The 13212-nt window shown below is 60.8% G+C and carries 14 protein-coding genes and 1 pseudogene; 12 read left to right on the plus strand and 3 right to left on the minus strand.

Going from position 1 to position 13212, the window contains the following annotated elements:
• Positions 1-139 precede the first annotated feature (139 nt).
• The 8 genes from OF380_RS27965 to OF380_RS28000 all read left to right on the plus strand — a co-directional run bounded on the left by OF380_RS27965 (position 140) and on the right by OF380_RS28000 (position 8254).
• Positions 140-547 (plus strand): response regulator, encoded by a 408-nt coding sequence (locus OF380_RS27965; protein ID WP_264051545.1) that lies wholly within the window; start codon positions 140-142, stop codon positions 545-547.
• A complete protein-coding gene (locus OF380_RS27970) occupies positions 538-903 on the plus strand; it encodes a YciI family protein (RefSeq protein ID WP_264051546.1) in 366 nt (121 codons plus the stop codon). The genes OF380_RS27965 and OF380_RS27970 overlap by 10 nt, the downstream gene beginning before the upstream one ends.
• Before the next feature lie 258 nt (positions 904-1161).
• Entirely contained in the window at positions 1162-2250 is a 1089-nt protein-coding gene (locus tag OF380_RS28725) for a methyl-accepting chemotaxis protein (protein WP_404810634.1), read from the plus strand.
• A gap of 287 nt (positions 2251-2537) precedes the next feature.
• Entirely contained in the window at positions 2538-3350 is an 813-nt protein-coding gene (locus OF380_RS27980) for an EAL domain-containing protein (protein WP_264051547.1), read from the plus strand.
• A 27-nt stretch (positions 3351-3377) separates the two neighbouring features.
• Positions 3378-3734 (plus strand): hypothetical protein, encoded by a 357-nt coding sequence (locus OF380_RS27985; RefSeq protein WP_264051548.1) that lies wholly within the window; start codon positions 3378-3380, stop codon positions 3732-3734.
• An 11-nt stretch (positions 3735-3745) separates the two neighbouring features.
• Entirely contained in the window at positions 3746-5032 is a 1287-nt protein-coding gene (locus tag OF380_RS27990; protein ID WP_264051549.1) for a sensor domain-containing diguanylate cyclase, read from the plus strand.
• Between the two features lie 17 nt (positions 5033-5049).
• The gene (locus OF380_RS27995) at positions 5050-6258 is read left to right on the plus strand and encodes an AMP-binding protein (protein ID WP_264051550.1); all 1209 of its coding nucleotides are present in this window, start codon (positions 5050-5052) and stop codon (positions 6256-6258) included.
• A 214-nt stretch (positions 6259-6472) separates the two neighbouring features.
• Complete coding sequence (locus OF380_RS28000; protein WP_318784669.1) at positions 6473-8254, plus strand: sensor domain-containing phosphodiesterase; 1782 nt, start codon at positions 6473-6475, stop codon at positions 8252-8254.
• A gap of 301 nt (positions 8255-8555) precedes the next feature.
• Here the strand turns inward: OF380_RS28000 and OF380_RS28005 are convergent, their stop codons facing one another.
• A complete protein-coding gene (locus tag OF380_RS28005; protein ID WP_264051551.1) occupies positions 8556-9722 on the minus strand; it encodes an acyl-CoA dehydrogenase family protein in 1167 nt (388 codons plus the stop codon).
• A 392-nt stretch (positions 9723-10114) separates the two neighbouring features.
• On the opposite strand from OF380_RS28005, the pseudogene OF380_RS28010 reads away from it, so the two are divergent.
• Positions 10115-10615, plus strand: a pseudogene (locus tag OF380_RS28010) (catalase); the annotation flags it as partial.
• A gap of 23 nt (positions 10616-10638) precedes the next feature.
• Here OF380_RS28010 and OF380_RS28015 read toward each other — a convergent pair.
• A complete protein-coding gene (locus tag OF380_RS28015) occupies positions 10639-11007 on the minus strand; it encodes a PilZ domain-containing protein (protein ID WP_264051552.1) in 369 nt (122 codons plus the stop codon).
• A gap of 607 nt (positions 11008-11614) precedes the next feature.
• Here OF380_RS28015 and OF380_RS28020 point away from each other — a divergent pair.
• Both OF380_RS28020 and OF380_RS28025 read left to right on the plus strand, forming a co-directional pair.
• On the plus strand, positions 11615-11836 hold the full coding sequence (locus OF380_RS28020) for a hypothetical protein (protein ID WP_264051553.1): 222 nt from the start codon (positions 11615-11617) through the stop codon (positions 11834-11836).
• Between the two features lie 71 nt (positions 11837-11907).
• On the plus strand, positions 11908-12108 hold the full coding sequence (locus OF380_RS28025; RefSeq protein ID WP_264051554.1) for a hypothetical protein: 201 nt from the start codon (positions 11908-11910) through the stop codon (positions 12106-12108).
• A 50-nt stretch (positions 12109-12158) separates the two neighbouring features.
• On the opposite strand, the gene OF380_RS28030 is transcribed toward OF380_RS28025, so the two are convergent.
• Complete coding sequence (locus OF380_RS28030) at positions 12159-12524, minus strand: hypothetical protein (RefSeq protein WP_264051555.1); 366 nt, start codon at positions 12522-12524, stop codon at positions 12159-12161.
• A gap of 188 nt (positions 12525-12712) precedes the next feature.
• On the opposite strand from OF380_RS28030, the gene OF380_RS28035 reads away from it, so the two are divergent.
• Positions 12713-12976 carry a hypothetical protein gene (locus OF380_RS28035; protein ID WP_264051556.1) on the plus strand — a complete coding sequence of 88 codons (264 nt, stop codon included), beginning with the start codon at positions 12713-12715 and terminating at the stop codon, positions 12974-12976.
• Positions 12977-13212: the final 236 nt, after the last annotated feature.

A 13212-nucleotide genomic window follows, 5' to 3' on the forward strand; every position in this document is an offset into this window, starting at 1 on the left:
TGCGGTATCGTACTTTCTATGAGTTCGGTTTCTGACCAAGTTTTCTAAATTATTTACCCGCAATGTAATCCATGATCATATCATAATATTAGCGGCGTTCGCCTCTGGGGCGACAGGTAGCCCTTTCCTGGAACATTGCATGGACCTTCTTGTACACCGTCCCGTCGTGCTTCTCGCCGAAGCTGATACCATCGTTGCCGAAGATCTGGGTGATGCCCTGGAGCAGGCGGGCTACCGCGTGCTGGGACCGTTTGCGACCACCGCTGAGGCATTGGCTGCCATCGAGTGGGAAAACCCTTCTTTTGCGGTTCTGGACGTCAGGCTCAGAGAGGGGTTCTGTACTGCCCTTGGACACAAGCTGCGCCAACGGAGCATCCCGATCCTAGTCCACTCGGGCCTGCAGCAGGATGATCCCCGCGCTTTGGCTTTTCGGGAGATGCCTTGGTTCTGCAAACCAGCATTGCCTAAGGACATCATTTCAGCCCTGAATGAATTAGCCTCTCAGGGTTCACCAATGAGTGCTGAGAAGGGTGAGCGATGCGCCTGATGGTTCTAGTGAAGGCGACCGCTGAGAGCGAGGCAGGCATCATGCCGTCGCGCGAGCTTCTGGAGGCAATGGGTAAGTTCAACCAGGACCTCCTCGCAGCTGCAATCCTCCTGGCTGGCGATGGTCTTCACCCTTCCTCGAGGGGAAAGCGGATCGCCTTTGATGGTCAGGAACGCACGGTCATGGATGGCCCCTTCTCCAGGACGAAGGAGTTGGTCGCCGGCTACTGGATCTGGCAGGTCAAGGACATGGTCGAAGCGGTCGAGTGGGTGAAGCGCTGTCCCAACCCGATGCCCGGTCCCAGCGAGATCGAGATCCGCCCGTTGTACGAGCTATCCGATTTTGCATTGACCTGAATGATTGGCTCGCACTTCAGGTCATATCCGACAGAGCAAAGCGTCCAGACCAAGCGAACGTTCGACATCGCGTATGTAGGCAGCCCCTGTCTTCATCGAGGCAGTTCGATTTCTGATCCTTAGAGGCGAAGTAGGTGCCTTCGGTTGTATATTCACGTATTCGTGAGAAAAGAGCATTGAGAACTTGCGTGTGGTTCACATTATTTTAGGCGCGGTTTGCTAGCACCTCGGCAACTGATGTGCTGAGAATGATCGCAAATGCTAGCAGGCACTACACATCCTCGGGTTATTTCGCCGCAGCCTGATCACACGCCAACAATGACGCATGTCGCTTCGGAAACGGCCGCGTTGATCAAGATCGCGGCCGACAAGACGCGCAGCATCCAGGCCGTCACCGGACAGGTGAAGATGCTGGCGCTCAACGCCCTCATCGAGGCCGCCCGCGCGGGCGAGAACGGGCGTGGCTTCTCTGTGGTCGCACAGGAGGTCCGTGCGGTCGGGGTCCAAGTCGAGGACATCGCAAAGGCACTGGATGCCGAGCTTGCTGGGCGCATCACGGGTTTGCAGCACATGGTGCAGCACATCACCAGCGCAGCGCAGGATGAGCGCCTGGTCGACCTCGCGCTGAACGCGGTCGAGCTGATTGATCGCAACCTCTATGAGCGGACGTGTGACGTGCGCTGGTGGGCCACCGACAGTGCCGTTGTCGATTGTGCGGCCGCGCCGGATGCAGAGCGAGTCGCCTACGCGACCCAGCGCCTTGGCATCATCCTCTCGGCCTACACCGTCTACCTCGATCTCTGGCTCTGTGCGCTCGATGGCACCGTCATTGCCAGCGGCCGACCGGAACGCTACCCAAGCGTTGTCGGCCGGAACTTCGTCAATGAGAGCTGGTTCCAGCAAGCCCGAGGGCTGAAGGATGGAGACGGCTACGTTGCTGCGGACGTGACTCGTCAGGATCTTCTCGGAGGCCAGCAGGTTGCGACCTACTGTGCAAGTGTCAGGGAAGGCGGTCGCGTACAGGGACGAGAGCTAGGCGTGCTCGCCATTCACTTCGATTGGGAGCCGCAGGCGCGCGCCATCGTAGAAGGTGTGCGAGTAGCGCCGGCTGATCGAGCTCGCACACGGGTCCTGCTTGTGGATGCCAACAAGCGCGTCCTCGCGGCCTCCGATCGGCAAGGCGTGCTGAGCGAGCGCTTATCCTTTGATTCGGGTCATACGTCCAATGGCAGCGTACGCGATGCTCGAACTGGCACGGTCACCGCGTTCCATCGGACGCCGGGCTACGAGACCTACGCTGGCCTTGGTTGGTGGGGCGTGATCGTTCAGCACAAGGAACACACATAGTCGACAGGACGCCGACATGGATGACGCGACGACAGGCGTGGCGGTTCGAACACGCGATATGACAGCTGTCCAGGTAGATCTCAGCGACTAACGCTTCTGCGCGATCAGCATGGTCCAGACACAGCATCTAGGTTTCCGCGGACGTGCTGTGGCCGCTTATGCGAATCGCTCAGCGCGAGTAGAACACCACGCAACTCTCGCGCATGGGTTTTGTGGGCCCGTTTATTCATAAAGCGCAAAGTAGTGCCGTGTGATCGTCCTGAGGGCTACGGCTTGAGGAAGCTGTGATGAGTAAAATTGGGTGTGCTGGATGCCAGGGCGGCGAGGCGCTGCCCTTTGCGTTCACTATGGCATTCCACCCCATCGTCAACGTTTCCCTCGGAAGGGTCTGGGGCTACGAGGCCTTGGTGAGAGGGACCGAGGGCCAAGGGGCCGGTCAAATCTTGGGGATGGTCGACGACACCAACCGATACAAGTTCGATCAAGCCTGCCGCGTCAAGGCGATCGAGCTTGCCGGCGCCCTGTTTCCAGACGCCGAGACCCGGCTCTCGATCAACTTTATGCCTAACGCTGTGTATGAGCCGGCCGCCTGCATCCGCGCGACGCTGGAAGCGGCCCGACGCGTCGGTTTTGCGCACCGGCAAATCATGTTCGAGTTCACCGAGAACGAGCGCATGACCGATGTGGCTCACGTTCAGCGCATCATCACCGAGTATCGCAAACACGGCTTTGCTACCGCGCTCGACGACTTCGGGGCAGGCTACGCCGGCCTCAATCTGCTGGCGAACTTCCAGCCGGATTTTATCAAGCTGGACATGGAGCTGATCCGCGGTATCGCCACCTCGGCGGCTCGTCAGACCATCGTTGCTTCTGTGGTTACGATGGCCCGTACGTTGGGGGTGGCAGTGATCGCTGAAGGCATCGAGACGGAAGCGGAGTTGGCGACGCTCCGGGCAACCGGGATCGAGCTGTTCCAGGGTTATCTCTTCGCCAAACCAGCCGTGGCCTGTCTGCCGGCGGCGTGGTTCCCTCAGCGTGACGGCGTGGGTTCAAGCCCTACATCGGCTGCCACCGCCGCGATTTCTGCACACGCAGCTTGAGCAGCACGGAACGGATAAGGCGCTGCCATGCTCTCCTTCGAAGCCATCACCCCTGACACTCTCGACACTATGGGAACCGAACAGCTCGATAGGCTGCCTTTCGGGGTTGTTGGCCTATCGTCCGAGGGGTTGGTCGAGATCTACAATGCGACGGAGGAGCGCCTAGCCGGCCTGCCTCGCGAGACCGTGATCGGCACGCACTACTTCTCCGTGACGGCCCAGTGCATGAACAACTTCATGGTGGCGCAGCGCTTCGAGGATGAAGCGGAGATCGATGCAATCATCGACTACGTACTGACCCTGCGCATGCGCCCGACCCCCGTACGTCTTCGTCTCCTGAAGGCGTCTGGAATGGAACGGCACTTCATCCTTATCCAACGCTGAGTGAGGCTGCCATGACCTCCGAGCTCGAAGCCGAGAACGCAGCCCTGCTGCAGTTCCTCTATGCCTGTCCGGCTGGTCTGATCGAATTCTCAGCCACAGGCGGCATCGGCATGGTCAATCCGGCCGCCATGAACCTTCTGCTGCCAATTGCAGGGCGTCCCTTCGTCACCAACCTCTTCGAGGTGATGGAGGGCTGCGCCCCCGAATTGCGCAACATGATCCAGCGGTTCGAGTCCGTTCACGGTGCGATCTGTGACGGTCACCGCATCGTAACCGGCCGCGGAGACCGAGCGCTGGTCCTGGCCTGCAGCGTCGTGAAGCTGACCCAGGAGCGCTACATCGCGACTTTGTCAGACGTCACCGAGCAGGTCGTCCGAGAGCGGCGCTTGAAGCAAGCGGAAGCGTGGTTTGCTTCGCTCCTCGATGGTGTCGACGACGTCGCCGTGCTTTCGCTCGATGCGAACGGCTGCATCGACGCCGTCACGGAGTCGATTTTGCGTCAGACAGGCTTTGCCGAGGCCGAGTTGCTGGGTCGTCGGTTCGAGGCCTTCGACCGCCCGGACCGAGCTACGGCGATGCCACTCCCCGGCGAGGCCATCACGATTGCGCGTCGCGACGGTTGGCACTTACACGAGGGCTGGCATGCCCGCGCCGATGGCGGGCGCTACTGGTGCCAGCGCCTGGTTGCCGTACGTGATCACGCAGAGGAGCCTACGGCTGGCTTCACCCTGGTGATGCGGGCGGTGACGCGGCAGGGAAAGGACGCCGCTGATCTGCGAAGGATGCTGACCCGTGATCACCTTACGGGTGCCAGCAATCGAGCGCACTTTTTCGAGGCGGCGGAACGTCAACGTGTGCGATCGCTCCAAGGCGGGGAGTCGATGGCCGTCATCGTCCTCGATGTCGATCACTTCAAGCGTGTGAACGACGGATATGGGCATGCGGCCGGGGATACGGTGCTTCGTGAGGTAGCACAGCGTTGCGAGGCCGAGCTGCGCCCAGAGGACATCTTCGCACGCCTGGGCGGCGAGGAGTTCGTAGCGCTTCTGCCAAGTACCACCTTGGCGGTGGCGGCTGTGACAGCCAATCGCCTGCGTATGGCACTTGCCTGCGAAGCGGTGGATTGCGGCGAGACCCAGCTGAGTATCACAGCGAGCTTCGGCTGCAGCGCCCTTGATGTGGCGCCTGCTGCATCCCTCGCTGAGCTCCTCGCGGCGGCCGACGCAGCCCTGTATCAAGCCAAGCGTACTGGGCGTAATCGGGTCGTCTCCTTCGAAGCCGATCAGGCCGCTGCCTGATCGAACTGGCCCCATTGATGCTCTCCCGCCGTTCGCTCAAGACCGTTCTGCAGAGCCTGCTCAGCGCAGAACTTTTGGCTGCGCGTGGTCGCGGCAATTCAGGTGCACGATTACCGACCCATCTATCGTCGGAGTGGCTGGAGGTCACACGCATCGGGAGCGACACAACATCTGGCTTCGGATGCGACTCGCTCGAGACGTTGTGGCTCGCATCAGCCGTCAACGAGATGTTCCACCTGCACGAGGCGAATGGCGAGGAGAAGCTGCTTTCCGATGCGACGTTCGGCGATTGGATCGATCGCATCGAGGCGGCTTGGCGATCTGGCGTCGCTAGGGTCACTTTCACCACCTCGGGAACGACGGGACAGCCGAAGCGATGCCCACACACGGCCGAGGCCTTGCACGTGGAAGCCTCGTTCCTCGCAGACCTGTTTCGAGATAGACGCCGCATCGTTTCTCTGGTGCCGAGCCATCATGCCTATGGCTTCCTGTTCACCGCGCTCCTACCCGACGTGCTCCGAGTTCCCCATCTCGATGCAGTGCGCCTCGATGCAGCGGAACTGAGCCGTCGGCTTGAACCAGGCGACCTCCTCGTCACTTTTCCCGATCGCTGGCGATGGCTGGAGCGCTCCCTCAGGGCCTGGCCTCCAGGCGTCGAGGGTGTCGTTTCAACAGCCCCATGCCCTCCAGATTTGATTGAATCGCTCTGTCAGAGCGGCCTCGCGGCGATGACGGAAGTGTACGGGTCCTCCGAGACGGCAGGGGTGGCCGTGCGGCGCTGGCCAACGGCGACGTACCAGCTTATGCCGCATTGGCGCTTCATCGAGCCCGTCCACGAGGATCTTCCCGAGATCATTCATCAGAGCGGACCACGCTTTCCCCTCCCGGACCGCATCAGCCATCAGGGCCGGGATCATTTCCACCTAGCAGGGCGCCTCGACGGCGCTGTCCAGGTTGGGGGCATCAACGTCTTTCCCGCTCGCATTGCAGCTCGTCTCTCCGGGCAACCGGGCGTTCATGAAGCCGCCGTCCGACTCATGCGTTCCGATGAAGGCGCTCGCTTGAAGGCGTTCATCGTACCCGAGCCTGACGCCGATCTGACGGCGCTACGATCAGACCTTGAGATATGGATCGGCGCTACATTGCCCGTGGCCGAGAGACCGATGATGATCAGTTTTGGCCCTCGCCTTCCAATCGGCATGATGAGCAAAGCGGCCGACTGGTAACTATTTACCCTTGGACTGATCCTTTTAACTCGTTGTATGCAAGACGTTCCTCCTATTGGGTTATGTGTCAGCTGTACGATCTTTTGTTGATACATAACCGCCCAGAACTTTGACTGATGCGACCCAAGTGCGCGGTGTATCTAAAACGATAGAAGCCATGGAAGGGATTAGCTCTACGTTCGTAATTCTCCCCCATCATCGCTAGAAGAAGAACGTGGGTTACGAAATGGCAAGCACCCAATCAGAGAACGCGAGGCTTCAAGCACTCAAGCAACTGAGGCTTCTCGATACGCCTCCTGCCGAAAGCTTTGATCGCATCACCCGGATGGCAAGCCAGCTATTCGATCTACCTGTCGCTGCCATATCACTGACAGACAGCGATCGGCAGTGGTTCAAATCACGGGTTGGCGTCGAGCACTGGGAGATCCCGCGGGATCGAGCGCCCTGCGGTGAGGTGACGGATACAACCAGTTCCCTGATGATCCCCGACCTACTGGAACATCCCTGCTACCGGAACAGCCCGCTGGCTCAATCCGGAATACGGTTCTACGCAGGTGCACCGCTTACCACGCGCGAAGGGTTCTGCCTGGGTGCCATGTGTGTCCTGGGCACGGAACCGCGCCAGATCTCTGGGCAGGAACAGGGAGCACTCACCGATCTTGCCGCCATGGTCATGGCTCAAGTCGAACTTCAGCACGCGTTCGGACGGGTCGACGCTGTCACGGGGCTACCCAACCGTCACCAGCTTCTTGAGGATCTCCACGATCAAGCGTCCGAGGCAGATGGACAGCCGCGTCACCTCGCGCTGGCTGAGGTCATCGATGCTCTCAAGATGTCCGATACTGTACGTGTCCTTGGTATCGGGATCATCGAGGATCTGATGCGAGAGGCGACCCGTGTCATTTCCATCAACCTCGGGATCTCAACGCAACTCTACCATGTCGGCTCGGCCCAATTTGCTTGGATTGTTCAAGCTCCACGCGGCGAGAGCAAGCTGGAGGATGGCTTTCAGCACCTGAGCGAACAGTTGCTCAGACATCTAAGCTCAGCGCCGGTACGGGTATCGTTGAACCCCGTCATTGGGGTTGCACCCCTTGGGGTTGGTCAGAGCCTCGGTGAGGACGCGATCCGCATGGCACATAATGCGGCTCAGGAGGCACGTCTGACAGGCCATCCGGTAAGCATCTACTCAGTGGCCGCTGACGACCATCATCGGAGGCGTTTCAGGCTCCTGAGCGACATGCGTGCCGCGCTGATCACCGGGCAGGAGCTTTCGCTCGTCTATCAGCCGCGCATTGATCTGAGCACGGGAGCATGCATCGGCGTAGAGGCACTCATCCGCTGGAAACACCCCGAACTCGGCGCAGTTTCACCGGGAGAATTTATTCCGCTCGTTGAACAGACCGATCTGGCTGGCCCGCTCACAGCGTGGGTGATTGCCGCAGCCATTCGGCAGATCGTTGCTTGGCGAGCGATGGCAATAGATCTGGCCGTCTCGGTCAATGTCTCAGTGGCGAACTTGGACCAGCCGCACTTTGCTACCGACCTTATCGACCAACTGCGAAAGGCCGGTGTTAATCCTTCTGTCTTTGAGGTCGAAGTTACAGAGAGCGCTCTCATTAAGAACCGTTCGCATGTTGAGGAGCAGCTTCGGACGCTCCAGAACGCAGGTATCCGCGTGGCGATCGACGATTTTGGAACCGGTTACAGCAGCCTCTCATACCTAAGGCACCTCCCGGCAAACATTGTGAAGATCGACCAGTCCTTTATCCGAAATCTTGCGGAGGATCTGAAGGGCCAAACCCTCGTTCAGCATCTCATCGAATTGTCGCAAAGGCTTGGCTTCCGAGTTGTGGCGGAAGGTGTTGAGAGCAAAGAGGCTTACGAGATCCTTAGGTGCTGGCGGTGTGAAGAAGCACAAGGCTACTGGATGTCGCGGCCGCTCGTACCAGCCGATTTGCAGTCCTGGCTAGAGACGAAAATTTTTGGTATTTAAAATGCCGCATAGATAGCACTTTATCATCCTCCTCTTTTTATGAAAACGAATACATCAGAAATTGCTATTGGTTCAATGTATGCTTTTCGCGCGGCATCAAAATAATTAGGGTTCGCAGGCTGTCCGTTTTAAAGGTTGCGCGTAGTGAAGCGCCCTTCCATCTTATCAGTCGACACGCCAATGGAGGTACGGATCTCGGCCTGGGGTGTGATCAAGCTGAGGAGGTTGCACATGGCTCAGGTCCTCAACGGCAGGCCCGCTGTGGTAGGACAACCCATTGCACCGAGCTTTGCCCGGGACGTCATGGATTAGAGGCCTCAGCGGGCACGCGCCAGAGGAGGTCGGCGGGGCCTGCATCGGCGAGGATATGGGCAGCCGCGCTGGTGAGCGCCCGGTCGGGGCCGGGCTGGCGCAGGTAGGTCGCGAGATCCCGGGTCAGCCGCTCCAAGGGATGCGGTGCCAGGAACCCGGAGAGCCCCACCGAGCGCTGGGTGCGTTCCAGGACGTCGAGCCCGGCCCGCTCGACCGCCAGCCGGGTCAGGTTGACGTAGGCGATGACCCGGGCCGGATCGGCCTCGGGGTCGCTGGCGAGCCGCGCCGCCTGTGTGACGAACAGGCGAGCCGTCTCCACAGCGATCGCGGCCTCGCCGAGACGGGCCGCCTGGTGCGGGTCGCCGCCCCGTCCGGTTTGCCCGAGATGGTCCCGCAGGGCATCGAACACCGCCTCGACGCCCCCGAGCTGCACGGCGGCGAAGCGCCAAGCCCCGCCGGAGAAGTGCGGTTCGGCAAAGTAGGCGTCGGGACCGCCAACGAATCCGCCGGGGTCGGCGGGCAGCCCCGTGAAGTCGAGGATGCCCGAGTGCGAGGCGCGCATGCCCTGCGCCCGCCAGCCCGAGAGGTCGGCCCGGGTTCCGGCCTCCAGGTCCACCACCATCATCTGCTGGCGCCCGTCGGGCCGGCGCGCGGTGACGAGGGGGCGGGTGACGGAGCCGGCACCGGAGGCGAAGGACTTGACCCCGCGCAGCGTCGCTGCGCCGTCCGCCTCCTCGAGGGTGAGGCCGCCCGCCTGAGGCTGCGTGTTCCAGACCCCGAACAGGTGGCCGTCGCAGGCGTCGCCCGCCAGGCGTTCGGCCACCGCCGGCTCGGCGTAGCGGACGACGAGGGCCAGCGCGTTGACATGCCCCTCGTAGAGCCGCCCGAGGGCGAGGCTGCCGCGCCCGATCTGCGCCAGGAGATCGGCGAGAGCCGGCGCCATCTCCGGCGCATCGAGGCCGCCTCCCCCCAGGGCCACCGGCAGCGGCGCAGCGAGCAGGCCCGTCGCGTGGGCGTGGGCGATATCCTCTGCGGGAAACCCGCCCTCCCGGTCGAGGGCATCGGCACGCTCGGCCGCGCGGCGCGACACCGCGCGCGCGGCGGCCCTGATCCGGGCCGGGCCGGTCTCGATACGGTCGTGGGGGACGAAGTTCATGCGAAGGGACATGGATCACGCCCGCGCGACCGCCAGATGGTCTTCGTCCACGAAATCTGATTTTCCGTTCGCAGCGAAGAGCAAAAGCCAGCGCTGGGGCTCAGCCTGCATCGGTGCATCCATAAAACTGACTGCAACAGGGTCTCGTAGCCCGGCGTCCAACGGAATGCGGTCTCCATGCCCGTTCGGGCATCGCGCACGCAGCCATTGGACGTAGGACCCAGCTCAAGGGACAATTCTGGTCGGCCATTAGGGCCGGAGGATCATGGATACGTTGTGGTCGCCGAAGAGGTATCTACGCCAAGATGCTCACCATCTGTTGAACATCTACGAAGCTGGAATGAACCAAAAACGAGCGTTGTTCTCGTCGAGATTGCATCGAGGCGGAGCCCATGACCTTGCAAGCGCCAGTCCGCTACAACCCAAACGTCGAACAGGTGAAGGCCGACGAAGGAGAAACGATCGACCAGCTGAACGAGACCTTCGACAAGATCCTGAAGATCGTGGCCGATGACTCAGGACATGCGGTCCGGTCCGTGCACGCCAAGTCGCACGGCATCCTGGAAGGGGTTCTGACGGTCGACGCGAACCTGCCCCCCGAGCTGGCGCAGGGCCTGTTCGCCAAGCCCGGCGAGCACCAGGTCTACATGCGCCTGTCCTCCAATGCCGGCGACATCCTGCCCGACGCGGTCTCCCTGCCGCGTGGTCTCGCGCTCAAGGTTCTCGATGTCGAGGGCGAGCGCTTGGCCGGCGCCGAGGGTACGACGCAAAACTTCATCATGGTCAACGGCAAGGTCTTCCATGCGCCGAGCGCCAAGAAATTTCTCGGCAGTCTGAAGCTGTTGGCCGGCACCACCAACCGTGTGGAGGGCCTGAAGCTCGCGGTCTCAACAGCCTCGTTCCACGCTTTCAGAAACTAGAATGCCGAAACCCGGCTACGGCGAGCCCCAATCGCCTTGTACGATGCATCGGTAGTCCGGATATTCGCATCTTCGGCTTGTTCGACCTTTGATGCGATTTTGCCGAACTGCTCGATGTGAACGCCTACGAAGTTGTCTTTGCGCCACGCGACGGAGACACGGCAGACGAAACTCTTGCCTATCACCTTCAGCATAAAGCTGTTTGGCAACTGGCAGGACGATGGCAGCCCGATCTTTGCGCCAGTTTTCGAAATGTCCTTGATGGTACAGGGGATCTCGATACCCTCGAATGTTCGGATGATCGCAATCCAATTAGTTTCGTTGCGCGCCGCTCGCTCAATTGAATCTGGAACATCGAATGACATATGAGGCCGCCGAAAAACTTTTGCGCGGGACTATTGCGCTTAAAGGTTAAGGGTTTATCTGGATAGCTCCTTCGAAGTACAATCTACTGATCACGGTTCCGTGAAAGACCGTTGTGGTTCAATAGCCGATTTTCATGCTTCAGATTTTTCTGGGTGAAGAGTAGCTCTGCGCCTGTCATCTGGCACCAGCAAGACGGACCAGGAGGTGGTCGGTTTCCCTCCTGGTCCGCCCGACCGCGCTGTGCGCCGAGTAGTACACAGTCCGCTGCGATCGAGGCAGACGACCCTGCCCGGCTCCGACCGTCAACTCCTTTCGCGAGGTCGCCATCTCCTGCACCGCGGACCTCCGGACGTAATTCACCAACCATCGCATCGCTGCGCTGGCCTTGCCGGTCGCCAGGAGGATGGAATGATCGCTACCCTTGGGCTGGGCTCCTCCGCTTCGGCAGCATCTTGACCGGCTCCGCTGGCGAAACCGTCCTCAGAATTAACAGGCTATCCGTGGGGCGCATCGCTTTGCACCCTGTCGGCTTGACGTGCGCCACGGTGGCGCGCTCGCCCGATCTGGCGTGCTTCTCTGCGAACTGGCACCTTATAGGAAAGCATCATGACGGACGATGACAGCGGCGCACAGGATCGTCGCGACACCAGGGCTGCCGGGCTTCTGCAGAGGGCACACATGGGAGCCGAGGCACGAGCAAATTACGAGGCTGCTCAGCAGGCCACCGAGGACAAGACGGTGCGCCTCAAGGCTCTGCGTCTGGCCAAGGAGATGGCGGACAAGAAGGCCGACGAGAAACCGGTTAAGAAGGCAGGCAAGAAGAAATAGCTCAATCTCTCGAGTGCAGGCCTGTCGCCGCATGGCTGAGAAACACCTGCGCGCGTTCCCATATGATCCCCATGATCATCTTCACCCCCAATCCCCATTCCCTGCGGGTCACACCGTCCGCAACGGAGCCCGGTCGGTTCGACTGGACGATCTGGAAGGACAAAGAGGTGGTGCAGCGGTCAGTCCGGTCCTTCGGATCTGAGGGGGCCTCAGAGGCGGCCGGCGACACCGCCCTTCGAGCTGTCACCGCGGTCTGGCAGAACGCCAAATAGGAGGGTGCAACCCTCTCGTGGTGCACCCGAGTTTCTCAGGCCCCGCCATCTCAAGCGTAGAGGTCACCCACCATCTGCGCGCCAGCAAGACTGACCTTCCTCACGAAGGCCGGGCGGATTTCACCGTGGGTGGGTCGAGTGTAGGCTTGGCGCGATTGCGCATAGATGGCCTCACCGAGAGGACCTTCCGCTCCCGACAGCGCAGCCTTCGTACAGGTAGCCCCGACCTTCAGTCCCAGCTCATGCGTGTGACTGCGGCCATAGAGATAGACCGCAAGGCGAGCCCGTACTTTCTCGGGAATGTCAGCGATGAGAAGCGGAAGCTTGCCAGCGTCGGCGCGGTAGACGCGCCCGAGTAGATCAAGCGAGACAGGGCAGCCTTCGGCCTCATGGTAGATCGGACGATCTGAGATCACGGTTGCACCTGCTTCTCGGTAAAAAGCAGGCTGGGCAGGATATGGTTAATCAAACGTGACTAAGATCATGCGCGGACGATTGCCCGAGGGGTGCGACACAGGACTGGGGCAACTACGAGCGCACGGGTGACTTATCACAACCTGCATGGCCGGAAGCAATTGACGTCGGCCTAAACGAAAGTGCCTCTGTGAAATACCTTGTTCTCGCCAGCGTCGCCTTGTTCGCCGTGGCTCCGGCCTTTGCTCAGAGTGGTTCGCTACGTCAGCCCGGTGCAGCTATCGTCACCCAGGAGCCGAATACCACCGGCAATGATCGGGACGTCGTCGTTTCGCGCGGCGCAACAGGCGCTGATACCGCGACCTCAGACTCGGCCGCCGGAGGCAATGCCAACAAGCCTGAGCAGGCTGTTCCAAACGGCAGCGCTGGCGGTGGTAGCGGCGGCAGCAACTGAGCGACTTGGCTGACCGACCGGTATAACCGCAGCGCCACGCGGTTCAGACACTACCCAGTGAAACTAGAACCTTCACCCGCCCGGCTCCAGCCGCGGCGGGTTTTTGGTTTCAGAACTGACGGCGCTAGACTTCGTATGAGGCTATGCGGTCGACTGGCTCGTCACGCCCAACCCAACCACTGAAGCAGGCGGTGACCGGCGGCGAACAGGAGAGCTAAAGCTATGAACACAAAGGG

The organism is Methylobacterium sp. FF17 (assembly GCF_025813715.1).
GTDB classification, from domain to species: domain Bacteria; phylum Pseudomonadota; class Alphaproteobacteria; order Rhizobiales; family Beijerinckiaceae; genus Methylobacterium; species Methylobacterium flocculans.